The 24,012-nt window shown below is 60.0% G+C and carries 21 protein-coding genes; 7 read left to right on the forward strand and 14 right to left on the reverse strand.

Going from position 1 to position 24,012, the window contains the following annotated elements; all coding sequences use genetic code 11:
* Positions 1 to 93: 93 nt before the first annotated feature.
* The 3 genes from holA to leuS all read right to left on the reverse strand — a co-directional run bounded on the left by holA (position 94) and on the right by leuS (position 4,471).
* Positions 94 to 1,131 (reverse strand): DNA polymerase III subunit delta, encoded by a 1,038-nt coding sequence (gene holA, locus ACIQU2_RS20130; RefSeq protein WP_008152842.1) that lies wholly within the window; start codon positions 1,129 to 1,131, stop codon positions 94 to 96.
* A 39-nt stretch (positions 1,132 to 1,170) separates the two neighbouring features.
* Complete coding sequence (gene lptE / locus ACIQU2_RS20135) at positions 1,171 to 1,776, reverse strand: LPS assembly lipoprotein LptE (protein ID WP_403143543.1); 606 nt, start codon at positions 1,774 to 1,776, stop codon at positions 1,171 to 1,173.
* Positions 1,777 to 1,864: 88 nt separating this feature from the next.
* Positions 1,865 to 4,471 carry a leucine--tRNA ligase gene (leuS, locus tag ACIQU2_RS20140; RefSeq protein WP_403143544.1) on the reverse strand — a complete coding sequence of 869 codons (2,607 nt, stop codon included), beginning with the start codon at positions 4,469 to 4,471 and terminating at the stop codon, positions 1,865 to 1,867.
* A 279-nt stretch (positions 4,472 to 4,750) separates the two neighbouring features.
* Here leuS and ACIQU2_RS20145 point away from each other — a divergent pair, with 279 nt between their 5' ends.
* On the forward strand, positions 4,751 to 5,071 hold the full coding sequence (locus tag ACIQU2_RS20145; protein ID WP_095130744.1) for a hypothetical protein: 321 nt from the start codon (positions 4,751 to 4,753) through the stop codon (positions 5,069 to 5,071).
* 108 nt (positions 5,072 to 5,179) lie between these two features.
* On the forward strand, positions 5,180 to 5,941 hold the full coding sequence (locus tag ACIQU2_RS20150) for a YdcF family protein (RefSeq protein WP_403143546.1): 762 nt from the start codon (positions 5,180 to 5,182) through the stop codon (positions 5,939 to 5,941).
* A 113-nt stretch (positions 5,942 to 6,054) separates the two neighbouring features.
* Here ACIQU2_RS20150 and lnt read toward each other — a convergent pair whose 3' ends face one another.
* The 5 genes from lnt to miaB all read right to left on the reverse strand — a co-directional run bounded on the left by lnt (position 6,055) and on the right by miaB (position 11,457).
* The gene (lnt, locus tag ACIQU2_RS20155) at positions 6,055 to 7,578 is read right to left on the reverse strand and encodes an apolipoprotein N-acyltransferase (RefSeq protein WP_403143548.1); all 1,524 of its coding nucleotides are present in this window, start codon (positions 7,576 to 7,578) and stop codon (positions 6,055 to 6,057) included.
* An 8-nt stretch (positions 7,579 to 7,586) separates the two neighbouring features.
* Complete coding sequence (locus ACIQU2_RS20160) at positions 7,587 to 8,426, reverse strand: HlyC/CorC family transporter (RefSeq protein WP_347803392.1); 840 nt, start codon at positions 8,424 to 8,426, stop codon at positions 7,587 to 7,589.
* Positions 8,427 to 8,431: 5 nt separating this feature from the next.
* A complete protein-coding gene (ybeY, locus tag ACIQU2_RS20165) occupies positions 8,432 to 8,926 on the reverse strand; it encodes an rRNA maturation RNase YbeY (protein ID WP_403143550.1) in 495 nt (164 codons plus the stop codon).
* Positions 8,919 to 9,923, reverse strand: a complete 1,005-nt coding sequence (locus ACIQU2_RS20170; RefSeq protein WP_347803390.1) for a PhoH family protein — start codon at positions 9,921 to 9,923, stop codon at positions 8,919 to 8,921. The genes ybeY and ACIQU2_RS20170 overlap by 8 nt, the downstream gene beginning before the upstream one ends.
* A gap of 205 nt (positions 9,924 to 10,128) precedes the next feature.
* The gene (gene miaB, locus ACIQU2_RS20175) at positions 10,129 to 11,457 is read right to left on the reverse strand and encodes a tRNA (N6-isopentenyl adenosine(37)-C2)-methylthiotransferase MiaB (protein WP_033053447.1); all 1,329 of its coding nucleotides are present in this window, start codon (positions 11,455 to 11,457) and stop codon (positions 10,129 to 10,131) included.
* A gap of 134 nt (positions 11,458 to 11,591) precedes the next feature.
* Here miaB and ACIQU2_RS20180 point away from each other — a divergent pair, with 134 nt between their 5' ends.
* Positions 11,592 to 11,921, forward strand: a complete 330-nt coding sequence (locus ACIQU2_RS20180) for a DUF1820 family protein (RefSeq protein ID WP_007894425.1) — start codon at positions 11,592 to 11,594, stop codon at positions 11,919 to 11,921.
* A 140-nt stretch (positions 11,922 to 12,061) separates the two neighbouring features.
* Here the strand turns inward: ACIQU2_RS20180 and ACIQU2_RS20185 are convergent, their stop codons facing one another.
* The 4 genes from ACIQU2_RS20185 to ACIQU2_RS20200 all read right to left on the reverse strand — a co-directional run bounded on the left by ACIQU2_RS20185 (position 12,062) and on the right by ACIQU2_RS20200 (position 15,607).
* A complete protein-coding gene (locus ACIQU2_RS20185) occupies positions 12,062 to 12,616 on the reverse strand; it encodes a tetratricopeptide repeat protein (protein WP_056744588.1) in 555 nt (184 codons plus the stop codon).
* Positions 12,617 to 12,840: 224 nt separating this feature from the next.
* A complete protein-coding gene (hemL, locus tag ACIQU2_RS20190; protein WP_403143553.1) occupies positions 12,841 to 14,124 on the reverse strand; it encodes a glutamate-1-semialdehyde 2,1-aminomutase in 1,284 nt (427 codons plus the stop codon).
* Between the two features lie 29 nt (positions 14,125 to 14,153).
* On the reverse strand, positions 14,154 to 14,777 hold the full coding sequence (gene thiE, locus ACIQU2_RS20195) for a thiamine phosphate synthase (RefSeq protein WP_347805720.1): 624 nt from the start codon (positions 14,775 to 14,777) through the stop codon (positions 14,154 to 14,156).
* Positions 14,778 to 14,809: 32 nt separating this feature from the next.
* On the reverse strand, positions 14,810 to 15,607 hold the full coding sequence (locus ACIQU2_RS20200; RefSeq protein WP_008152868.1) for a hydroxymethylpyrimidine/phosphomethylpyrimidine kinase: 798 nt from the start codon (positions 15,605 to 15,607) through the stop codon (positions 14,810 to 14,812).
* A gap of 407 nt (positions 15,608 to 16,014) precedes the next feature.
* Between ACIQU2_RS20200 and ACIQU2_RS20205 the strand changes: the two genes are divergently transcribed.
* From ACIQU2_RS20205 to ACIQU2_RS20220, 4 genes are all read left to right on the forward strand, one after another.
* The gene (locus ACIQU2_RS20205) at positions 16,015 to 18,399 is read left to right on the forward strand and encodes a 7TM diverse intracellular signaling domain-containing protein (RefSeq protein ID WP_403143555.1); all 2,385 of its coding nucleotides are present in this window, start codon (positions 16,015 to 16,017) and stop codon (positions 18,397 to 18,399) included.
* A gap of 74 nt (positions 18,400 to 18,473) precedes the next feature.
* A complete protein-coding gene (locus tag ACIQU2_RS20210; protein ID WP_403143557.1) occupies positions 18,474 to 20,120 on the forward strand; it encodes an acyl-CoA dehydrogenase family protein in 1,647 nt (548 codons plus the stop codon).
* Positions 20,121 to 20,296: 176 nt separating this feature from the next.
* Entirely contained in the window at positions 20,297 to 21,796 is a 1,500-nt protein-coding gene (gene amn, locus ACIQU2_RS20215) for an AMP nucleosidase (protein WP_347805717.1), read from the forward strand.
* Positions 21,797 to 21,871: 75 nt separating this feature from the next.
* Entirely contained in the window at positions 21,872 to 22,513 is a 642-nt protein-coding gene (locus ACIQU2_RS20220; protein WP_347805716.1) for a pseudouridine synthase, read from the forward strand.
* On the opposite strand, the gene ACIQU2_RS20225 is transcribed toward ACIQU2_RS20220, so the two are convergent.
* A complete protein-coding gene (locus tag ACIQU2_RS20225; RefSeq protein ID WP_347805715.1) occupies positions 22,508 to 22,717 on the reverse strand; it encodes a DUF2788 domain-containing protein in 210 nt (69 codons plus the stop codon). The genes ACIQU2_RS20220 and ACIQU2_RS20225 overlap by 6 nt on opposite strands.
* A gap of 227 nt (positions 22,718 to 22,944) precedes the next feature.
* The gene (locus tag ACIQU2_RS20230) at positions 22,945 to 23,424 is read right to left on the reverse strand and encodes an Lrp/AsnC family transcriptional regulator (protein WP_007937367.1); all 480 of its coding nucleotides are present in this window, start codon (positions 23,422 to 23,424) and stop codon (positions 22,945 to 22,947) included.
* Between the last annotated feature and the right edge of the window lie 588 nt (positions 23,425 to 24,012).

Here is a 24,012-nt window from a genome sequence, read left to right on the forward strand (position 1 = left end):
AGGAAGAAAAATCAAAAGATCGCAGCCTGCGGCAGCTCCTACATGGGATTGCGTACGTCTGTAGGAGCTGCCGAAGGCTGCGATCTTTTGATCTTATTCTGCAGGCAACGACAATCTTTGGCCGGCCATCAACAACGACAACCGACTCAAACTCATCCACGGCGAACCGGCGGCCTGGCCTTTGATCTGTGCGTCGATGCGCTGAGCTTCCAGCAATAGCTGCGCCCAGCGTTGCGCCGAGTAGCGTTGCAAGGCTTTGCTCATCAATGGTTTGCGTTTGTCCCAGACCGGCGGTCGGGCAGAGCTGAAGGCTTTGTCCAGCGGCACGCCCTGGCTGTACTGCAGCGACAGGTTGGCCAACAGACGCAGCTCCCGGGCCAGCGCCCAGAGAATCACCGGTGGTTCGACGCCTTCACCGCGCAGCCCTTCGAGCATGCGCAGGGCATGAGCCGCTTCACCGTTGAGAATCGCGTCGGTCAGTCCAAAGACATCGAAGCGCGCACTGTCAGCGACGGCCGCTTGCACGGTTTCGACGGTGATCTGACCACCTTCGGCCATCAGTTTGAGCTTTTCGATTTCCTGGGCTGCCGCCAGCAGGTTGCCCTCGACCCGTGCGGCGATCAGTTCGACGGCGTCCTGGCTGGCGGAAAGCCCGGCCTGGGACAACCGTTGACGGATCCAGCTCGGCAACTGGTTGGCCTCTATCGGCCAAATTTGCACGAACTGGGTCTGCTGACCTTCGACCAGCGCCTTGCCCCACTTGGTTTTCTGCGCACTGCCATCAAGTTTCGGCAGGCTGATCAGCAACACCGTGTCTTCGGCGGGCCGTGAACAGTACTCGATAAACGCGGCAGCGCCTTTGTCACCGGGTTTGCCGGACGGCAGACGCAGTTCCAGCAGACGTTTTTCGGCGAACAGCGACATGCTCGCGCCGGCTTGCAGCAACGTTCCCCAGTCGAAACTGGCGTCGGCGGCGAAGACCTGGCGCTCGTCGAATCCCTGTTGGCGGGCGGCGGCACGAATGGCGTCGGCGGCTTCCTGACACAGCAGTGGGTCATCGCCACTGATGATGTAGACCGGCGCGAGGGCACCTTGCAGGTGTTTGGCGAGTTGGGCGGGGGCGAGTTTCATCGGAGAGGTCGAACGGGGCGCCTGAGCGCCCCGTAAGTCTTACTGCTGCGGCAGTTCGATTGGCGACTGGCGCGGCGTTTGCGCTTCAGCCTTCTGCGCCGCTTCCAATGCATCGGCTTCAGCCTTGGCTTTGGCGTTGGCGGTCTGTTGCATCTGATCCAGCTGAGCCGGAGTGAGCTGTTGCAGGCGCAGCATCATCCGTTGAACCAGTTCACGACGGGTTTCCTTGCGGGCATCGTTGGCTTCCTGGTCGGAGCCCACCAGGTTGCTGCCGTCGTGGATAAAGATTTTTTGCACTTCAAGTTTGTCGCTCAGCAGCATCAAATTGCTCTCACCACGGATGTCGTAGTTCAGCACTGTGCTCACCTGATACTCGCCAGTGCGACCGGCACCTGCGTAGCTGAGGATGCGCTGGCTTTCCTGCTCATCGGTCAATACCAGCTTGTAAGGTGCGCCGCTGTAGACCTTGACGCCGCTGCTTTCCAGCACCTGGCGCAGTTGCGTCACGACTTCGCCGTAGGCGTTGCGGGCACTCAGGTCGAGTTCCTTGATCGCCAGTTCATTGGTGCCGGTGCCGCGCAGCTGGAAACCGCAGGCGCTCAACAGGACCGCAAGGCCCATCACCAGCAAATTGCGTTTGATCATCTTGTTGCTCCCCTTGAAACCATGTGGGCCGATCTTGCGGCCCGAAAGGTTTTACTCGGCGCCAGGCATGACCTGGCGCCTGATCCAATTAGCTCGCGACGATATTGACCAGTTTCCCGGGCACTACGATCACTTTACGAATGGTCAGACCGTCAACAAAGCGCAGCACGTTCTCGTTGGCCCGTGCGGCGGCTTCGACTTCTTCGCGGCTGGCGCTGGCGGGCATTTCGATGTGGCCGCGCAGCTTGCCGTTGACCTGGATGACCAGTTGCAGGCTGTCCTGCACCAACGCGCTTTCGTCCAGCACCGGCCAAGCGGCGTCGATCACCGGGTCAGCGTGACCCAGTTGATTCCACAGCTCGTGGCTGATGTGCGGGGTGATCGGTGCCAGCAGCAGGACCACGGTTTCCAGACCTTCGTGAACCAGCGCGCGATCCTGTGCGGTGCCTTGCGGGGCTTTTTCCAGCACGTTCATCAACGTCATCACCTGAGCGATGGCGGTGTTGAATTTGTGGTTCTGGCCGACGTCGTGGCTGGCCTGCTTGATGGCCTGGTGGATCGAACGGCGAATGGCTTTCTGCTCGTCATTCAGGCTGGCGACGTCCAGTTTGCCCGGCAGGCCCTGAGTGACGTGCGCTTGAGCCAGACGCCAGACACGCTTTAGGAAGCGGTGCGAGCCTTCTACTCCGGAGTCGGACCATTCCGCGCTCATGTCGGGTGGCGAGGCGAACATCATGAACAGGCGGCAGGTGTCCGCGCCGAACTGGTCAATCATCGACTGTGGGTCGACGCCGTTGTTCTTTGACTTGGCCATCTTCTCGGTGCCACCGATTTCCACCGGCAGGCCGTCTGCGATCAGCTTGGCGCTAATTACTTTGGCTTTGCTGTCGCGTTCGAGTTCGACGTCCGCCGGGTTGAACCACGTATAGGCGCCGTTGGCTTCGCGACGATAGTAAGTCTCGGCGATCACCATGCCTTGGGTCAGCAGGTTCTTGAACGGCTCGTTGGAGCTCACCAGGCCTTCATCGCGCATCAGCTTGTGGAAGAAGCGCGCGTAGAGCAGGTGAAGAATCGCGTGTTCGATACCGCCGATGTACTGATCAACCGGCAACCAGTGGTCGGCCGCCGCTTTTTCCACCAGACCGCCTTCATAGTGCGGGGAGGCGTAACGGGCGTAGTACCACGAGGACTCGACGAAGGTGTCCATGGTGTCGGTTTCACGCTTGGCCGGTGCGCCGCATTTCGGGCAGCTGCACTCGTAGAACTCGGGCATGCGCGCCAGTGGCGAACCAGCGCCGTCCGGTACGACGTCTTCCGGCAATACGACTGGCAACTGATCTTCCGGCACCGGCACATCACCGCAGGCATTGCAGTGGATGATCGGGATCGGGCAGCCCCAGTAGCGCTGACGGCTGATGCCCCAGTCGCGCAGGCGGAACTGAGTGCGCGAGGCACCGAGTTCTTTCTTGATCAGCGCGACTTCTATGGCATCGAAGGCGCCTTCGAAGTCGAGGCCGTCGAACTCGCCGGAATTGATCAGCGTGCCGTGCTCGCCGTAGGCGTCTTGCCACGGGGACGGGTTGGTGTCGCCGGAGCTGGTGCGCACTACCGATTTGATTGGCAGGCTGTACTTGGTGGCGAACTCGAAATCACGTTCGTCGTGCGCCGGAACGGCCATTACCGCGCCGTCGCCGTAGTGCATCAGCACGTAGTTGGCGACCCACACCGGGAGTTTCTCACCGGTCAGCGGATGCTCGACGAACAGCGAAGTGCGCAGGCCTTTTTTCTCTTGAGTGGCGACGTCGGCTTCGGCGACGCTGCCGCCCTTGCATTCAGCGATGAACGCTTGCAGCTCAGGGTTGTTCTGCGCGGCCAGGGTCGCCAGATGGTGTTCGGCGGCTACGGCAACGTAGGTCGCGCCCATCAAGGTGTCCGGACGGGTGGTGAAGACTTTCAGTACACCGCTTTCGCCGATGGAATCGACGTTATACGGGAACTGCACTTCCATGCCGCGGGACTTGCCGATCCAGTTGCGCTGCATGGTCTTGACCTGTTCAGGCCAGCCCGGCAGATCGTCGAGGCTCGACAACAGCTCATCCGCGTAAGCGGTGATCTTGAAGTAGTACATCGGGATTTCGCGCTTTTCGATCAGCGCGCCGGAACGCCAGCCGCGACCGTCGATCACCTGCTCGTTGGCCAGGACGGTCTGATCGACCGGGTCCCAGTTCACGGTGCCGCTTTTCTTGTAAATCACGCCTTTTTCGAACAGGCGAGTGAACAGCCATTGTTCCCAGCGGTAGTAATCAGGCTTGCAGGTGGTGACTTCGCGGGACCAGTCCACCGCGAGACCCAGGCTGCGTAGCTGGGTTTTCATGTAGGCGATGTTTTCGTAGGTCCACTTGGCGGGCGCTACGTTGTTCTTCATCGCGGCGTTTTCCGCCGGCATGCCGAAGGCGTCCCAACCCATGGGTTGCAGGACGTTCTTGCCTTGCATGCGCTGGTAGCGGGAGATCACGTCGCCGATGGTGTAGTTGCGCACGTGCCCCATGTGTAGCTTGCCGCTGGGGTAAGGGAACATCGACAGGCAGTAGAAAGTCTCCTTGCCTGGCTGTTCACTGACTTCAAAGGACTTTTGCTCGTCCCAGAACGACTGGGCGGCGGCTTCGATTTCACGGGGCTGATATTGTTCGTGCATGGCTACTTTTGAACTGAATAGGGGTGGCCTAATCCTCTTCAATGCAACGCTGGACGGTGATCACGCCAAATCGGCGTTTCGGTGCCCAGACGAGCTGGAAGTGGAGTTACAGGAAGCGCCGTAGCATACATGACCGCACTCTACCGAGGGAAACCCTGATTGCTGCTGCGGGTCGCCCAAAAACCGCTGCGAGGGCCGTTGGTCGCAGCGCTCAGCCGGTTTGTTCATGGAAGCTAAGCTCTAAATGGGGAGTGAGTCTTATCTTCAATGAGGTGAGGGATGGTTGAGTCACGGCAAAAAGTTACAAAACCGGAGCTGTACGAAAGATTGATCGATCGTCTGGGAATGGCCCTGGACGCGGCCAAAACCGCTGACCGGTTACGCGATGAGCGTCCGCTGGAGCTGGAATTGCGTGGCCTGAGCCCCGCAGAGTTTGCACTGGTCAAGGCGTATCTCGATCGCAGTGAACGTGAGACACACGGATGCCTGTCTGAAGCAGTGAAGCAACTCGACGCACCACGTTCGGCCAAGATCATCTGGCTCAAGGACAAGGTTCCCGGCAGGGACGCGGTAAAGGTCCGGTCTTTGCAATTCAAGTAAGGACACTGGAAGCAATGTCTGATGTATTTGTGAAGCATAGTCCTTCCGTATTTGTTGTCGCATTGCGTCAACCCACTTAGGCTTCGGGCATCTTTTTGGAGATGCTCGATGCCTTTTCGATATTTCGTTAAACAACTCCTGTTGCCGCCCGGCATTCTTTTGCTGCTGTTGGTGCTTGCCTGGTGGTTGCGCCGCTCAAGGCCGCGCCTTGCCGGATTCTGCTTTGCGTTGGGCGTGGGCGGCTTCTGGCTGATGAGTCTGCCGGTGGTGGTGCAGTGGGGCGCCAAGGCGCTGGAGCGTGAAGCGCCGCTGGCTCGCGATGAATGGGCAACGCTGAGTCAGCGCGCCGATGCGATCGTGGTGCTCGGTTCGGGACGTGAGCGGGGCGATTTGGCATGGGGCGCTGACCAGCCAACGGGCGTGGGCCTGGAGCGCGAGCGCTATGCGGCGAGGCTGGCCAAGGCCTCCGGTTTGCCGATTCTGACCAGCGGAGGCCTGCATTACGGCACCCCGCCGACCGAAGCGAAGTTGATGGCGGACTCGTTGCGCGATGATTTCGGCGTGGCCGTGCGTTGGCAGGAAGGGCGCAGCCGCACAACCCAGGAGAACGCGCAGTTCAGCGCCGAGGTGTTGTTGCCGGAAGGGATCAAACGCGTGGTCGTCGTGACTCAGGCCTGGCACATGTCACGAGCCGTCTGGAGCTTCAAAAAGGCAGGATTTGAAGTGGTGCCAGCACCGGTGGGGTTTTTAGGCGTGGACAACGCCCGGCCACTGGGCGGCTGGATGCCGGAATTCAAGTCGATCTGGCAGAGCGGGCAGTTGTTGAATGAGGCGGTGGGGCAGGTGGGGTATTCGTTGTTTTACCGCTGAAGATCAAAAGATCGCAGCCTCGTTTCACTCGACAGCTACTACAGGGGATTGCGTACTCTGTAGGAGCTGTCGAGTGAAACGAGGCTGCGATCTTTTTACTGGCGCCGCAATACCTAAACGGTCTTGGCCATCCGGCTAGCCACCAGCGCCCAACCAAACAACAACACGCAAACAATGATCAGCGGCCACGAACGCCATTCCAGATAAGGCGTCAGGTTGTGCATGGGCACCACTTCACCGTACAAAATGCCACGTTCAAACTGAGGGATCTGCACGGTGATCTGACCGAACGGGTTGATCAAACCGGTCACGCCGTTGTTGGTGGCGCGGATCATCCAGCGACCAGCCTCCAGCGCGCGCATCTGCGCCATCTGTAAATGTTGCAGCGGGCCGATGGAGGTGCCGAACCAGGTGTCATTGCTGATGGTCAGCAGCAGATCGCTACGCGCCGCAAGGCTGGCGGCGAATTCCGGGTAAACCACTTCGTAGCAGATGAACGGCGCAATCTGATAACCCTTGGCTTGCAGCATCGGCTGATCGGAAGGGCCACGAGCAAAGTCCGACATCGGCAGGTCGAAGAAAGCGATCAGCCCCCGCAACACTTCCTGCAACGGAACGTATTCGCCAAACGGCACCAGTTTCTGCTTGAGGTAAGTGCCATCGCCTTCACCCGCCACGGTAATACCGTTGAAGAAGCGCTTCTCGTGATGGACTTCCTGGCGAATCGGTACGCCGGTGATCAGCGCGGACTTACGCTCTGCGGCGAAGTTTCCCATCATGTTCAGGTAGCCCTCGGCGGACTCCTTGAGCACCGGAATGGCCGTTTCCGGCCAGATCAGCAAGTCGACCGGTTTCGAGCTGAAGCTCATGTCGCGGTACAGCGCCAACTGCGCGTTGAGCTGCGCCGGGTCCCACTTCATGCTCTGTTCGATGTTGCCCTGAATCGCCGCGACACTCAGCGGTGCGCCCGCCGGGCTGGTCCAGGCATGCTCCTTGAGCGCCATGCCGGCCACCCAAGGTCCGACCAGCAGCAACACACCCGCGGCGATGAAGCCTTTGCGGCCGGTGCGCACCAGACGCAAAGCGTTATAGATCAGCGCGGCCGTCAGGGCCAGGGTGAAGGAAATCAGCCACATTCCGCCGACTGGCGCGAGCCCGGCCAGCGGGCCGTTGAGCTGACTGTAGCCGGAATAAAGCCAGGGGAAACCGGTCAGGAACCAGCCGCGAAAGGCTTCCTGACCGACCCACAACGCCGCGAACGCCAGGGCGTCGGCCAACGGTGCTTCGTTACGGCGCAGCCAGCGCGCCCAGATCCAGGCGGGCAGGGCGAAGAACCAGGCAATCGCCGCCGTGAAGATCAGCATCAGGAAACCGGCCAGCAGCACCGAAGCACCACCGAAGTGGTGAATGCTGTAGTAGATCCAACTGGTACCAGCGCCAAACAGGCCGAAACCGAAACACCAGCCACGGCCCAGGGCCTGACGTGGGTTCAGCTTGCGTAAGCCGGCATAGAAGAAACCGACCGCCAGCAACGCCAACGGCCAGATATCGAACGGCGCCAGGGCCAGGGTGGTGATTGCACCGGCCACCACGGCCAGCAGGTTACCGGGCCAGCCGGGGCGGGTTGCGCGGAGCATGTCAATCCTTAACGGGCAATAGGTGTTAAACGCAGCAGATGAATTCGACGACTGTCGGCGTTCAAAATGCGAAAGCGATACGGACCGATTTCAGTGATTTCGTTGCGTTTTGGCAAGTGCCCGAACGCGCTCATCACCAGACCGCCGACGGTGTCGAATTCGTCGTTGGAGAATTGGCTGTCGAAGAACTCGTTGAAGTTCTCGATCGGCGTCAGGGCCTTGATCAGGAAGTCACCGCTGGGCAGCGGCTTGATGTAGCTGTCTTCTTCGACGTCATGCTCGTCTTCGATGTCGCCGACGATCTGTTCCAGCACGTCTTCGATGGTCACCAGACCCGCCACACCGCCGTATTCGTCGATGACGATGGCCATGTGGTTGTGGTTGGCGCGAAACTCGCGCAGCAGCACATTCAGACGCTTGGACTCGGGCACGAAGGTGGCCGGGCGCAGCAGGTCCTTGATGTTGAAGCTGTCGCCGTTCTCCTTGAGGATCAACGGCAGCAAATCCTTGGCCAGCAACACGCCCATCACGTCATCGTGGCTTTCGCCGATCACCGGGTAGCGGGAGTGGGCCGAGTCGACCACGGCAGGCAGGAACTCGCGGGGTGTCTGGGTCGCCTTGATGCTGATCATCTGCGAGCGCGGGACCATGATGTCCCGTACTTGCAGGTCAGCAACCTGGATGGCGCCTTCGACGATGGCCAGCGCTTCGCTGTCCAGCAACTTGTTTTGGTGTGCATCGCGCAGCAGCTCCAGCAGCTCCTGGCGGTTCTTCGGCTCGTGGGCAAAAGCCTGGGTGAGCTTACCCAGCCATGACTTTTGCCCGTTGCTCGATCGATCTTCGCTCATAGCGATTACTCTGAATCCTTTGTTGTAACGATAGGGGATGTGTCTGTTTCGTCGTCCGCATACGGGTCGGGATGGCCCAACTCTGCAAGCAACGTTCGTTCCAGTGCTTCCATTTCTTCGGCTTCATCGTCATCTATATGGTCGTAACCCAACAGATGCAAGCAGCCGTGAATGACCAGATGAGCCCAATGGGCCTTGAGTGCCTTGCCTTGTTCGGCTGCTTCGCGCTCGACCACCGCCACGCAGATCACCAGATCGCCCAGCAGCGGGATGTCGAGAAACTCGTCGGGCACATCGGCAGGAAACGACAAGACGTTAGTGGCGTAATCCTTTTGCCGCCAGGTGTGGTTCAGCTCGCGACCTTCCTCTTCATCGACCAAACGGATGGTCATTTCGGAGTCGGCTGTGCGCTGGCGCAGCGCCAGTTCGCACCATTGGCGGAACTCGGCTTCGCTTGGGGCAGGCGCTTCGGTAGCCAGTTGCAGATCAAGCTCAAGCATCGCGGCGGCTATCCTTTGGCGCTTCATCGGTCACCCGGTTTTCGTAACGCTCGTAGGCTTCGACGATGCGTTGCACCAGCGGATGGCGCACAACGTCCTTGGGCTTGAAATGAGTGAAGCTGATTCCCGGCACGTCTTTGAGCACTTCGATCACATGGTGCAGCCCGGACTTGGTGCCTTTCGGCAGGTCGACCTGGGTGATGTCACCGGTGATGACTGCCGTGGAGCCGAAGCCGATCCGGGTCAGGAACATCTTCATCTGCTCGACGGTGGTGTTCTGGCTTTCGTCGAGGATGATGAAACTGTTGTTCAAGGTGCGACCGCGCATGTAGGCCAGCGGTGCAACTTCGATCACCTGACGCTCGATCAGCTTGGCGACGTGTTCGAAGCCGAGCATTTCGTAGAGTGCGTCGTAGAGCGGGCGCAGGTACGGGTCGATCTTCTGCGACAGGTCGCCGGGCAGGAAGCCGAGCTTTTCGCCCGCCTCAACCGCCGGACGCACCAGCAGGATGCGGCGAATCTGCTCGCGTTCCAGCGCGTCTACCGCGCACGCAACGGCCAGATAGGTCTTGCCGGTACCGGCCGGGCCGATGCCGAAGTTGATGTCGTTTCCGAGGATTTCCTTCACGTAGCGCAACTGATTCAAGCCGCGAGGGCGAATCATGCCTTTTTTGGTGCGCAGGGCGACGGAAGGTTCGGAGGGGGAGACGTTGTCCAGCTCTTCGACGGCCGATTCCTGCAGGAACAGGTGAACCATGTCCGGCGACAGCTCGGTACCCTTGGTTTCCCGGTACAGACGGCGCAGGAGGTTTTCCGCGGAGGTGGTGTGCTTGGGGTCGCCGATCAGTTCGAACTGGTTTCCGCGGTTACGGATCTCGATGGTCAGGCGCTGTTCGATCAAGCGCAGATGCTCGTCGAATTGCCCGCACAGATTGGCGAAGCGGCGAGCTTCAAAAGGCTCGAGGATAAAACGATGTGGTTCTATGGGTGCGTTCAAGGTCGTATTTAGCCGCCCTGGGGCAATTAAGATGAAATTAAGGATAACGCCAGTGGCCTGGGTGCGAAAGGTCTTATACAGACCAATGTTGAACACCTGCCCCTGGGGAGCGAGCTTGCTCGCGATGACGGTCTGACATTCAACATTTAAGTTGTCTGAGCTGGCGCCATCGCGAGCAAGCTCGCTCCCACAGGGTAATGAGGTGTTACTGGATCAGCGAGCCCCGCAGCGAGTGCGGCTGAGCGGCGTCGATGTGCACATCGGCGAACTGACCAATCAACGTCGGATTGTCGCAGCGGAAATTGACGATGCGGTTATTCTCGGTCCGGCCTTGCAGTTCGCCGGGGTCTTTTTTCGAATAATCGGTCACCAGGATCCGCTGGATCGAACCGACCATTTGTCGGCTGATCTCGAAGCCTTGCTGGTTCAGGCGATGTTGCAGGGCGTTCAGGCGTTCTTTTTTCAGCGCTTCCGGCGTTTCGTCGGCCAGATCGGCAGCTGGAGTGCCCGGGCGCTGGCTATAGACGAACGAGTAGGAGAAGTCGAAACCGACGTCTTCGATCAGCTTCATGGTCTGTTCGAAGTCTTTTTCGGTCTCGCCCGGGAAGCCGACGATGAAGTCCGAGCTGATGCATATCCCCGGCACGGCAGCACGCAGCTTGCGCAGTTTGGATTTGTATTCCAGCGCGGTGTGGTTGCGCTTCATCGCCGCCAGGATTCGGTCCGAGCCCGATTGCACCGGCAAGTGCAGGTGTTTGACCAGTTCCGGCACGTCGGCGTGGGCCTGGATCAGGCTATCGGAGAACTCCAGCGGGTGTGAGGTGGTGTAGCGGATGCGGTCGATGCCATCGACGGCGGCCACGACGCGGATCAGTTCGGCGAGATCCGCCAGGCGTCCATCGTGAGTGGTCCCACGGTAACCGTTGACGTTCTGCCCTAGCAGGGTCACTTCGCGCACGCCGTTTTCAGCCAGGTGGATTATCTCGGCGATCACGTCATCGAAAGGTCGGCTGACTTCTTCGCCGCGGGTGTAAGGCACCACGCAGAAGGTGCAGTACTTGCTGCAGCCTTCCATGACCGACACGTAGGCGCTTGGGCCATCGATGCGCGGCTCGGGCAAGTGGTCGAACTTTTCGATTTCCGGAAACGAGACGTCGACTTGCGGCAGCTTGGTAGCGCGGGCGGCGTCGATCATTTCCGGCAGGCGGTGCAGGGTCTGCGGACCGAAGACCACGTCCACGTAAGGGGCGCGGTCGCGAATTGCAGCGCCTTCCTGGCTGGCCACGCAACCGCCAACGGCAATGACCATGTCCGGGTTGGCCAGTTTCAGTTCGCGCCAGCGGCCGAGTTGGGAATACACACGGTCCTGGGCGCGTTCGCGGATCGAGCAGGTATTGAGCAGGATCACGTCGGCATCTTCGGCGCGAGCGGTGACTTCCAGGGCCTGATGTTCGCCCAGCAGATCGACCATGCGCGAGCTGTCGTACTCGTTCATCTGGCAACCGTGGGTTTCGATGTAAAGCTTCTTGGCCATGGAAAGAGTCATCACGTGATTCAAAGAACCGCGCATTATAGGGAACATGACCCAAGGTTCCTACCGCTGTGCGTCCGGTGGCTATGCTATAGTTCGCGCCCTCATTTTTATCCCCGATGTGTTGCTCGCCCACCATGACCAAACGTGAAGCTCCAATCTACAAGGTGATTTTCCTCAACCAGGGCCAGGTGTACGAAATGTATGCCAAGCAGATCTATCAAAGTGATCTGTGGGGCTTCCTGGAAGTGGAAGAGTTCGTCTTTGGCGAGCGCACGCAAGTGGTCGTCGATCCGAGCGAAGAGAAGCTCAAGGCTCAGTTCGAAGGCGTTGTGCGCAGCTTTGTGCCGATGCATTCGATCGTGCGGATCGACGAAGTCGAGCGCCTCGGTACGCCGAAAATCAGCGAAGCCCGCGGCGCGGTCGGCAATGTCATGCCGTTTCCGATGCCGATGCCTGAGAAGTAAGCCTCAAGACCGAGTCGCCGCCTTCGCGAGCAGGCTCGCTCCCACAATGGATCGTCTGCGTACACAATATTTGTGTGCGCCAAAGATCAACTGTGGGAGCGAGCCTGCTCGCGAAGGGGTCAGTCAGAACAACGCAGAAATCAGGGAAGGGGCGAGAACGGCGTACGCCCATCGGCGCTCTGCAATTCCATCAGATATTTGCGGAAGATTTGCCCGAGCACCTGGGTAGCCACTTCAAGTTCTTCGCGAGGCATTTTCTCGGCGACTTCGTCGGCGGTGTCCAACGCTTCTTCAGCGCCATTGACCGCAGCCATTTTCAGCACGATATACGCCTGAACGTTATTGGCCGGTACGCCTTCGCCGTGGAAAAACATGGTGCCAAGTTTGAACTGCGCCTGAGCATGGCCTTGCAACGAGGCCTTTTCGAAGTAGCCCAGGGCTTTTTTGAGGTCGCGCGGCGTATTTTTGCCGTCGTAGTAGAACTCACCCAACTCGTATTGCGCTTGCGCATCCCCTTCATCCGACGCTTTCTGGCAGGCGGCAAGCGCCTGTGCCAGGTCTTGTGGCTGAGTATTGAGGGTGCAACGACCCATCGCTGGGATTAACAACGAGTTGCCGCCTGCTTGTGCGAGCGCGAGCAGGGGCTGAAGGAGCAACAGGCAGCCCAATGCAAGGGCGCGGCCGGTGCGGTTCATGGGAATCGACTTACCTCTGAAGGGCGCGCGGACCCATCGAGGGATCCAATAAGCGCGCATTATGAAATAAGCAGGGCCAACCTTACAAAGTCTTTACTCGTTTTTCTGCTGCGCGGGGAATATATCGCCCACTTTGCTGCGGATTTTGAGCAGAAGCGTAGGAATAAGGGTGGGAAAGCAGGTGAAAGCTGACGCTGGCAACCGCCAACGTCAGCGGCACAGCGTTATTTCAATGCAGCAAATGCGCGCTCGGCGGCATCCAGCGTCAGTTTCAGCTCGGTTTCGCCATGGGCGATCGAGGTGAAGCCGGCTTCGAAGGCGCTCGGCGCCAGGTACACGCCGCCTTCGAGCATCAGGTGGAAGAAGCGCCCGAACAGGGCGGCGTCGCTGGCCATCACATCATCGAAGGTCACGATGTCGTCGGCGCCGCTGAAGTACAGACCGAACATGCCGCCGGCCTGTGTGGTCACGAACGGAATGCCCGCGGCATCCGCGCGTTGTTGCAGGCCATCGAGCAGGCGACTGGTGTAGTCAGTCAACTCGGCGTGGAAACCAGGGCGGCTGATCAGACGCAGGGTCGTCAGGCCCGCAGCCATGGCCAACGGGTTACCCGACAAGGTGCCAGCCTGATAGACCGGGCCCAATGGCGCGATGTGCGACATGATCTCGCGCTTGCCGCCGAAGCAGCCCACCGGCATGCCGCCACCGATGATTTTGCCGAAGGTGGTCAGGTCTGGCGTCACGCCGTAGTGGGCTTGTGCACCGCCGAGGGCGACACGGAAACCGGTCATCACTTCGTCGAAAATCAATACCACGCCATGCTTGTCGCACAGGGGCCGCAGGCCTTCGAGGAAACCTGGCGCCGGCGGTACGCAGTTCATGTTGCCGGCCACTGGCTCGACGATGATGCACGCCACGTCCGGGCCGACTTCGGCGAGCAGGGTTGCTACGGCGTCGATGTCGTTGAACGGCAGGGTCAGGGTGTGCTTGGCGAAGGCCGCCGGCACACCGGCCGAGCTCGGCACGCCTTGGGTCAGGGCGCCGGAGCCGGCCTTGACCAGCAGACTGTCGGAGTGACCGTGGTAGCAGCCTTCGAACTTGATGATGCTGTCGCGGCCGGTGAAACCACGGGCCAGACGGATAGCACTCATGGTTGCTTCGGTGCCGGAGCTGACCATGCGCACCATTTCCATCGACGGCACGATCGAGCAGACCAGATCAGCCATCTGGGTTTCCATCTCGGTCGGCGCGCCGTAGGACAATCCGTGCTCAAGCTGTTTGCGCACGGCGTCCAGCACGTCCGGGTGGCTGTGGCCGAGAATCATCGGCCCCCAGGAACCGACGTAATCCACATAACGCTTGTTGTCTTCGTCGGTGACGTAGGCGCCTTCCGCGTGTTTGAAGAACAGCGGTGTGCCGCCAACGCTTTTGAACGCGCGAACAGGCGAGTTCACGCCACCGGGAATGTGTTTCTGGGCATTGGCAAACAGGGTTTCGGAACGAGACATGATGGGGCTCTCAAATCAGATTTAGCTATTTAATTACGTAGCAGTTCGTTAAATGCGCGGGCGCGGCGTGTCACTTCAGCCGTGCTCTCGGCGCCAAACAGGCCATGGACCACCGCCAGCAGATCGACCCCGTGGGCCACCAGTGGCGCGGCGTTTTCCAGGGTGATGCCGCCAATCGCGCAGATCGGCAGGTGCAGTTTGCTGCGGGCCTGGTCGAGCAATTCGAGGCTGCAAGTCGGTGCACCGGGTTTGGTGTTGGAGTTGAAGAAACGACCGAAAGCGACGTAACTGGCGCCTTCCTTGGCCGCTTGCTCGGCGAGTTCGAGTTGCGCGTGGCAGGTCGAGCCGATGATCGCCTGGCGACCGAGCAGTGCCCGAACCGGCATCAGCGGGCCATCGGTCTGGCCCAGGTGCACGCCGACGTTCAGGCGTGCAGCGAGTTCGGCATCGTCGTTGATGATCAACTGGGTTTTGTAGCGTTCACACAGATCGCGCAAGGCTTCGGCCTCGCGCAGACGGCGGGCCTCGTCGCTGCTCTTGTCGCGGTATTGCAGCAGGGTGACGCCGCCTTCCAGCGCCGCCTCCACGTACGAAAGAAATTTACCTGCCAGCAGCTGGCTATCGGTAATGGCGTACAGGCCACGTAGCTTCATCGGGCAATCCTTTTTGCTTTACGCATGGACAGTTACGAACAGAAATCCAGCGGCAGGCGGCGCGGTACGAACTGGCCTTTGCCCAACTGCTCCGCATCACGCAGGGTGCGCCACGTGTAGTTAAGCGCGGTCTGCACGGCACTGGCGAGATTTTCGCCGAGGGCCAGACGACCGGCGAGGGCACTGGCCAGCGTGCAACCGGAGCCGTGATAACTGCCGGGCAAGCGCTGGCAGGTGAAGGTTTCGCGGTGACCGTCGCGGCTGTACAGGCGATTGTGGATCTCGTGTTCATCGCCATGGCCGCCAGTGATCAGCAGGTGTTTGACGAATGGCAGGAGTTTTTCAGCGCACTCGTCCGCGGTGCCTTCGGGCAGTTCGGCGAGGATGCGGGCTTCGGGAAGGTTTGGGGTGGCGATGATCGACAGAGGCAGCAGGCGCTCGCGCATGGCGTAGCCGACTTCGTCCTTGCCCAGGCGTCCGCCGCCACCGGCGCGCAGCACCGGGTCGCAGACCACCGGCAAATGCGGGTGCGCCGACAACAGTTCGACCACGGTGTCGACCATTTCCAGGGAACCGAGCATGCCCAGTTTCACCGCCGCGACCGTCGAGTCGTTGAGCACGGCATTGGCCTGGGCCAACACCCACTCACGGTCGAGGACGCGGAAGTCAGTGACGTTGACCGTGTCTTGCACGGTCAGGGCGGTGACGGCCGGGGCCGCATGACAACCCTGAGCGAGCAGGGCTTCGATATCTGCCTGCAAGCCGGCGCCACCACTTGGGTCGTGGCCGGAGAGACAGAGGACAACGGGGCGAGAGCTGTAGATATTCATGGTGCGCGAGCTTACCACCAGTCGACCAGCGAGTCATGACGCGGCCCATGTAGCAGCTGGCGAAGCCTGCGTTGAGCTGCGTAGCAGTCGTGAAGTCAGTCGCGGTGTATCAGGCAGACCGCGTGTTCAGGTTTTACGACTGCTGCGCAGCCGAACGCAGGCTTCGCCAGCTGCTACAGGGAATGAGCGCTTTCACTAACTGGACGGGCAAACATCTCCAGTCCAATGCGTAGAGCTGGAACGCCCGTGCTAGAGCCTTTGTAGGAAAAATTTCAATGGTGTTCAATGGCCACCAACGGCTATGCTAGAGTGGATCCAAACCAATAACAGGTAATACCGGTTTTACGTCTACTCAAAAGGAATGAGGGGCTTCCTGAGATAACCGGACAGGCCACGCTGGGGCTTAAATGCGCTATTTGCTGATGTTGCTGTTGTGCTTGCCCCTCATGGCGAGTGCAGTCGAATTCGACGAATTCACTCAAAGCCTTCCCCTGGGCCGAACCTTGCAGGTGTTCGAAGACGCGGGCGGTCAGGCGACCATCGCCGATGTCCGTGCGCAGGCCGCGGCCGGAAACTTCAAGCCCCACGATAAAGCCACCCTCAACGCCGGTTACTCGCGTTCAGTGTTCTGGCTGAAAATTGACCTGCATTACCGCCCGAACAACCCCGCGGTGCAACGCACCTGGTTGCTGGAACTGGCCTATCCGCCCCTTGATCACATTGATCTCTATTTGCCCGATGCGGCCGGTGGCTATCAACTGGCACGCCAGACTGGCGATGCCTTGCCGTTCGACAGTCGCGAAATCCGCCAGAACAACTACCTGTTCGATCTGAGCTTCACTCCTGATCAAGCGCAAACCCTGTACCTGCGCCTGCAAAGTGAAGGGTCGATCCAGGCGCCGGTCACCCTATGGTCGAGCACTGCCTACCTGGAAGAGCAACCGATCCGACTGTATGTGCTGGGGCTGATCTACGGCGTGTTGCTGGGGATGCTGGTGTACAACCTGTTCATCTATCTCAGTGTGCGCGATACCAGCTACCTCTATTACATCTTCTATATCGCCTCGTTCGGCTTGTATCAGCTGTCAGTGAACGGCGCGGCCGTGGAGTATTTCTGGCCGAACAATCCTTGGTGGGCCAACGCAGCGACGCCGTTTTTCATCGGTTGCGCTGGCCTGTTCGGCAGCCAGTTCGCGCGCGGCTTCTTGCAGACGGCAACCCACAGTCGTTGGCTCGACCGCTTACTGTTGGCGTTGATTGCGTTTAGCGCGGTGGTTGTCGGGTTGTCGTTGATGACCAGTTACGCCCTGGCCCTGCGCCTGGCGACGGCGCTGGCACTGACCTTCACCGTAATGATTTTTGCCGCAGGGATTTTCGCCTGGCTGCGTGGCCTGCGAGTGGCGCGGTATTTCATCATCGCCTGGTCGGCATTCCTGCTCGGCGGCATCGTCAACACCCTGATGGTGCTGGGTTACCTGCCAAACGTGTTCCTGACCATGTATTCCAGCCAGATCGGCTCGGCGATAGAGGTGGCGCTGCTGTCCCTGGCGCTGGCCGATCGCATTAACGCCATGCGCGAGCAACAGGCGCAGACCCTGTTCGATGCCGGTCAAACGCTTGAAGTGCTGAACCAGCAACTGGCTCACAGTAACAAGCTCAAGGACGAATTCCTCGCCACCCTGACCCACGAACTGCGCACGCCCATGAACGGTGTAATCGGTTCGCTGGAACTGATGCAGACGGTCGAGATGGACCCGGAGCTGGAGCAATATCAGCAGACGGCCGCCGGTTCCGCGCGAGACATGATGCGTATGGTCAACGGCATCCTCACTCTGACCGAGTTGCAGGCCGGCAAGCTCAAGACCTATCCGGCCGTTTTCAGTTTGCGCGGCGTGGTCGAGGCTTTGCGCCTGCAGTTCGAGGGCAACGCGTTGAGCAAGTCGCTGGACTTCAAAGTCGAGGTCACGCCGGGACTGGCGGATCGCTTGCACGGCGACAGCGCCAAGTTGGCGCAATGCCTGGAATGCCTGCTGGATAACGCGATCAAGTTCACTCGGATCGGTGGACTGGCGCTGCGGGTGACGGGTAAACCGTTGGCGCCCGACCGACTGGCACTGTCCTTTGCGGTGATCGACACCGGCATCGGCTTCACCGATCTGGGGGAGGCGACACTGTATCAGCGGTTCTTCCAACTCGACGGCTCGATGACCCGTGAGTACGGCGGTCTGGGCGTCGGCCTGGCGATCTGTCGGCAGCTCGTCGAACTGCTCGGTGGAAAACTGACTCACCGCTCCGAACCTGGTCGTGGCAGCCGCTTCCAGCTCGACGTCGAGTTCGAACTGCCTGTAGTGGCGCGGCCGTCAGTGCCCTTGATGCCCCGGGAATTTCCTCGTCTGCGGCTGCCTCAGGACTGCACCGTCCTGCTGGTTGATGACAACAGCATCAATCAGTTGGTGATGCGCGGCATGTTGCTCAAGCTTGGGTTTCGGGTGCGTACCGTCGACAACGGGGCTACCGCGCTCGATCACTTGCAGCGCGAAACCTTCGATGCGGTATTGCTCGACTGCCAGCTTCCACCGCTGGACGGCGCGTCCCTCTGTTGCCAGATCCGCGCGTTGCCGGGCTGCACCGAACTGCCGGTATTCGTGATTGCCTTGAGCATTGATCGGGAACGCTGCCCGACCGGTGCCTTGATCGATTACCTGAGCAAACCGGTGAAATTCGAGGATCTGCAGGCAGCGCTCTATCGCCGGGTACTGTGTCCAAGACAGGGCGAAAGCGCCGACAGTTAGGCAGATATGACACTTTGATCGGTCAAGGGGCGGTGCTTAACTGAAGTCCCTTGGCTGACCAAAGGAGCCCCGTCATGAACCTGCATCAGTTCGCCGAAACCCACGAAGTCACCAACCAGCCACCGTCGCTGGACGGCGCCAACCTGTATCGCATCGACCTGCCGTTGCAGGAGTGGTCGCGGCGTTTCGGGGCCGGGTGGGCCGAGTCGCGGATCGACGCTTACGGCGCCCTGGCCGGCGGGCCGCTGATGGAAGCGGGGTTCCTGGCCAATCAGAACAAGCCGGTTTTCAGCAGCCATGACCATTACGGCCATCGCATCGACCTGGTGGAATTTCACCCGGCCTATCACGAACTGATGCGCACGGCGGTCGAGCACGGTTTGACTTCGTTGCCCTGGGCGCATCCGCAGTCCGGCGCCCACGTCGCCCGCGCCGCCATGACCTACCTGCACAGCCAGGCTGAGGCCGGTAGTGGTTGCCCGCTGACCATGACTTTCGCCAGCGTCCCGGCGATGCGCCTGCAAGCGGATCTGGCGGAGCAATGGCTGCCGAAAATCCTCTCCACCGAATACGACCCGCGCAACGTCGGCATGGCCCACAAGGCCGGGGTCACCATCGGCATGGCGATGACCGAGAAACAGGGCGGCACCGACGTGCGGGCCAACACCACCAAGGCTTTTCCGGTCGGCGCCAGTGGTCCGGGCCAGGCGTATGAGCTGGTAGGCCACAAGTGGTTCTGTTCGGCACCGATGTGCGATGCCTTCCTCACTCTGGCCCAGACTGACAAGGGGTTGACCTGTTTCCTGCTGCCGCGCCATCGTCCGGATGACACGCGCAATCAGTTCTACATACAGCGCCTGAAGAACAAACTCGGCAATTGCTCCAACGCGTCCAGCGAAGTGGAGTTCCGTGGTGCGTTGGCGTGGATGGTCGGCGAGGAGGGCCGGGGCGTTCCGACCATCATCGAAATGGTCGCCATGACCCGCTTCGATTGCATGGTCGGCTCCAGTTCGTTGATGCGCCAGGCCCTGACCCAGGCCAGCCATCACTGCGCTCACCGCAAGGTCGGCGGCAAATTGCTCAGCGAACAACCCTTGATGCAGAACGTACTGGCCGACCTGGCCCTGGAAAGCGAAGCCGCCCTGGCCTTGAGCCTGCGCATGGGCCAGGCGCTGGATCATCTGGATGACGACCATGAAGCCAAATTCGCTCGGCTGGTCACGGCGGTAGGCAAGTACTGGATCTGCAAACGCGCACCCGGAATGATCAATGAAGCCGCCGAATGCATGGGCGGTGCCGGTTATGTCGAAGACAGCATCTTGCCGCGGTTGTACCGTGAGGCACCGGTCAATTCGACGTGGGAAGGTTCCGGCAACGTGCAATGCCTCGACGTATTGCGAGCGTTGTCCAAGGAGCCGGGCGTGCTCGACGTACTGTTCAGCGAATTGGGCGATGGTCATGGCGACAAACGCCTGGCCGCACACATCAGCCAATTGCAGACTGCCTTCAAAGACACCAGCGACATTCAGTATCGCGCGCGGCAGCTCACCGAAGACATCGCCTTGGGCCTTCAGGCCAAGCTGTTGCTGGAGGCGGGCAACGCCGCCGTCAGTGACGCTTTCATTGCGAGCCGCCTCGGTTCGGCCGGTCGGGTGTATGGCGCGTTGCCACGTGGGCTGGATGTGGAAGCGATTGTCGCGAGGTCGACCCCACTTCAGTGAACGACACCGACTCCTGTGGGAGCGAGCTTGCTCGCGATGACTGATTAACATCCGACATAGATGTCGCCTGACAGACCGCTATCGCGAGCAAGCTCGCTCCCACATTTGATCTGCGGTGACCAAAGCACTTGCGTATCAACACTCCACTGTTCCCGTGAAGCGACGATGCAGGCAAGATGAAGGCCTGCAAGTCAGAACACAGGATGCTGATCGTGACCGAAGCTTTTATTGTCGTTCAAACCGCCGAGCAAGCCGTGGACCGGCTTGCGCTCTTGCACAATCGTGCAACCACCGCGCTGAACCAGGCGCTCAAGCGTTACCTCAAGGATCGTGTCGAACCGGACGCCGAACAGCGTGCGATGTTTCGTTATCCCGAACTGCGTCTGACCTACCTCTGCCAGGGCGAAGTCCCACAGACTACTCGCGCCTACGCCAAGGTTCAGTTGCCAGGGACCTACAGCGTCACCGTCACTCATCCGGCGGCCTTCCGTAAATACTTGCTGGAACAACTGGTGCCGTTGATGCACGACTTCACCGTCACGGTGGAAGTCGGCATCAGCCAGCAAAACATTCCTTATCCGTACGTGGTCGAGCAGGGCGATGAGCTGGCCGGTTCCGGCGTCACCGCTGCCACGCTGGCGCGGGTGTTCCCGAGTACCGACCTGTCCGCTGCCACCGACGGGATCGCCGATGGTTTGTATGACTGGGAAAACACCGACCCGCTGCCGTTGGCCTTGTTCGATGCTGCGCGGGTGGATTTCTCCCTGCGCCGTCTGGTGCATTACACCGGCAGCGACTGGCGTCATGTGCAGCCTTGGATTCTGCTGACCAACTACCACCGCTACGTTGACCAGTTCATCGTCCATGGCCTGGAACAGTTGCGCAGCGATCCGCGTTTCGTGCGCATGGTGTTGCCGGGCAACGTGATCATCGAAAAGAGCATGGACCACGGCGAAGCCTCGGCGATTGCCGCCGGTGTGGTTTGGCACCGCTATCAGATGCCGGCCTATCACCTGATCGCCAGCGACGGCCACGGCGTGACCCTGGTGAACATCGGCGTCGGCCCGTCCAACGCCAAGAACATCACCGACCACCTGGCGGTGCTGCGTCCGCATTGCTGGCTGATGATCGGTCACTGTGGCGGTTTGCGTCAGTCGCAGACCATTGGCGATTACGTGCTGGCGCACGCTTACATGCGCCGCGACGGGATTCTCGATCGGGTCGTGCCGCCGAATATTCCGATTCCGGCGCTGGCCGAAGTGCAGATGGCGTTGCAGCAAGCGGCGGCCAATATCACCGGTGAGAAGGGCGACGAGCTGAAAAAACGCCTGCGCACCGGCACCGTACTGACCTACGACGACCGTAACTGGGAATTGCGCTGGGCTCAGGAGCGTCCGCTGATCAACCTGTCCCGCGCCGTGGCGGTGGACATGGAAAGCGGCACTATCGCGGCGCAAGGTTATCGCTTGCGGGTTCCGTACGGCACGTTGCTCTGCGTCTCGGACAAACCGTTGCACAGCGAAATCAAACTGCCGGGTTCGGCCAACGCCTTCTATGAGCGCGCGGTCAGCCAGCACTTGAAGATTGGGATCGAGGCGGTGGATCTGTTGCGCACCGAACTCAACTCGCTGCACTCGCGCAAACTGCGCAGCTTCGATGAGCCGCCGTTCCGCTAATAGAGAGTTGTCATGGTCATTTGGCGGTCAGGGCACTAGCATTAGCAGCCCTGACCGTTAGATGTTCCTTTTCCCATGTCTCGTCCTCAACGTCCCGTTTCCCGCCGCCCTGGCGTGAAACCTGCGCCATCGTCCTCTGCCCCGCGCCGTGTCGCCAAAGCGCCACCGGCCGAGCCGAAGCTGATTCTGTTCAACAAGCCTTTCGATGTGCTGACGCAATTCAGCGACGGAGAAGGGCGGGCGACGCTCAAGGATTACATCGAGATTCCCGGGATTTACCCGGCAGGACGGCTGGACCGCGACAGTGAAGGTTTGCTGCTGCTGACCAACGATGGCCAGCTTCAAGCGCGGATCGCCGACCCGAAACACAAACTGGCGAAGACGTATTGGGTGCAGGTAGAAGGCGAGCCGAGTGCCGAGCAATTGCAGCGTTTACGCGATGGCGTGGAGCTGAACGATGGCATGACGCTACCGGCGCAAGCGCGGCAGCTTGAAGAACCTGAACTGTGGCCACGCAACCCGCCCGTACGCTTTCGCAAAAGCGTGCCGACGAGCTGGCTGGAATTGGTGATTCGCGAAGGGCGTAACCGTCAGGTACGGCGCATGACCGCGGCGGTCGGCTTGCCGACGTTGCGTCTGGTACGGGTCAGAATCGGCGACTGGTCGATCGAAGGGCTCGATCAGGGCCAGTGGAAGGAAGTGCCAGCGCGTTTATAACGTGCCGGATTCAATCAGGCCGATGACCACGCTTTTGATCACGAACGCGCCCACGCCCAAGCCGAGTACGAAGAACAGGATGAACGAGCCAAAGCGTCCGGCTTTGGACTTCTTCGCCAGATCCCAGACGATGAAACCCATGAAAATGATCAGAATGCTGACCAGACCGGTCATCATCCACTCTTCGAATACTGCAGGATCCATCAGGCATCTCCAGCGTGGGCGAGGCTAAAAGGCGCTGGAGTATACGGCATGGGGGAGTGGTGGAGGATTGACCTGCGTCGGTGTGTCGCAGTCATTCGTCGCCCGGCCCTAACCTTGTAGGAGCTGTCGAGTGAAACGAGGCTGCGATCTTTTGATGTTGTTTTTAAAGAGCAAGATCAAAAGATCGCAGCCTCGTTTCACTCGACAGCTCCTACCAGAAGCGGGTTTCAGCTGCGCAGATGAGTGAGTGGCAGTTCCGTACTGTTCAAGACCTGATTCAACACAAAACTCGACCGCACACTCGTCACCCCTTCAATCCGGGTGAGGTGTCCCAGCAGCAATTTTTGATAATGGTCCATGTCCGGCACCACCACCTTAAGCTGGTAGTCCGCATCCATCCCCGTCACCAAGCTGCATTCCAGCACCTGCGGCAACGTACGAATCGCCGCTTCGAAGTTCTCGAACCGCTCTGGCGTATGCCGGTCCATGCCGATCAATACGTAAGCCGTCAGGCTCAGGCCAAGCATCTTGCGGTCCAGCAGGGCCACCTGGCGGGAGATATAGCCGTCGTCCTCCAGTTGCTTGACCCGCCGCGAGCATGGCGAGGGGGACAGGCCGATGCGTTCGGCCAGCTCCTGGTTGGAGATGCGCGCGTCACGCTGCAATTCCGCCAGAATGCTCAGGTCGTATCGGTCGAGTTTGCTCATCAATCAGGCCTTTGTCATAACTATTGCGGTGGATTATCTATCCAGGGTTAAAAATTGCGCAAGTGATGTTTATTTGAGCAATCTTCGCAATCCTCTGCCGGCGCCGCGAGCCTATTCTTATCACCAGAATCACTGCTCGGACAAACAGTCCAGTGCGGCTCGCCCAATCAGGCCAGCTGCGGTCGCCACCCCCACCGGGGATGAGCCGGCCCCCGAGCTACACACTGTCCAGAAGACGGCGTGAGGTGAGCCGACGTCAAAAGCGTCGAGCACGGACGAAGTTCTCTAAAGGGAGGCCGACGGGTCTCCCTTTTCTTTTGGTGCGCCAGGCATGGCGCGTTGCGCGCAAGCGCAACCAGCTTGGCTGTGGTGGCCACGCTGGTGACTTGGAGGTGAAAGTCCTCTACACACCCGGCAAGGGGAAGTGTTAGCCAGAGGCAAGGGTGTCGCGGGCGACTGCGAATCTGAAGGAAGCCCGAGGCAAAATGCTGGGCTGACGAACAGGAAGCGGATTAGGCGGTGCAGCGGGGTAAGGTAGCCAAAATTGCCAAAGCCCAATACTTGCACGGAACGCTGTGACGTAGATCC

It is taken from the genome of Pseudomonas sp. NPDC098740 (assembly GCF_044760065.1).
Classification (GTDB): domain Bacteria; phylum Pseudomonadota; class Gammaproteobacteria; order Pseudomonadales; family Pseudomonadaceae; genus Aquipseudomonas; species Aquipseudomonas rossensis.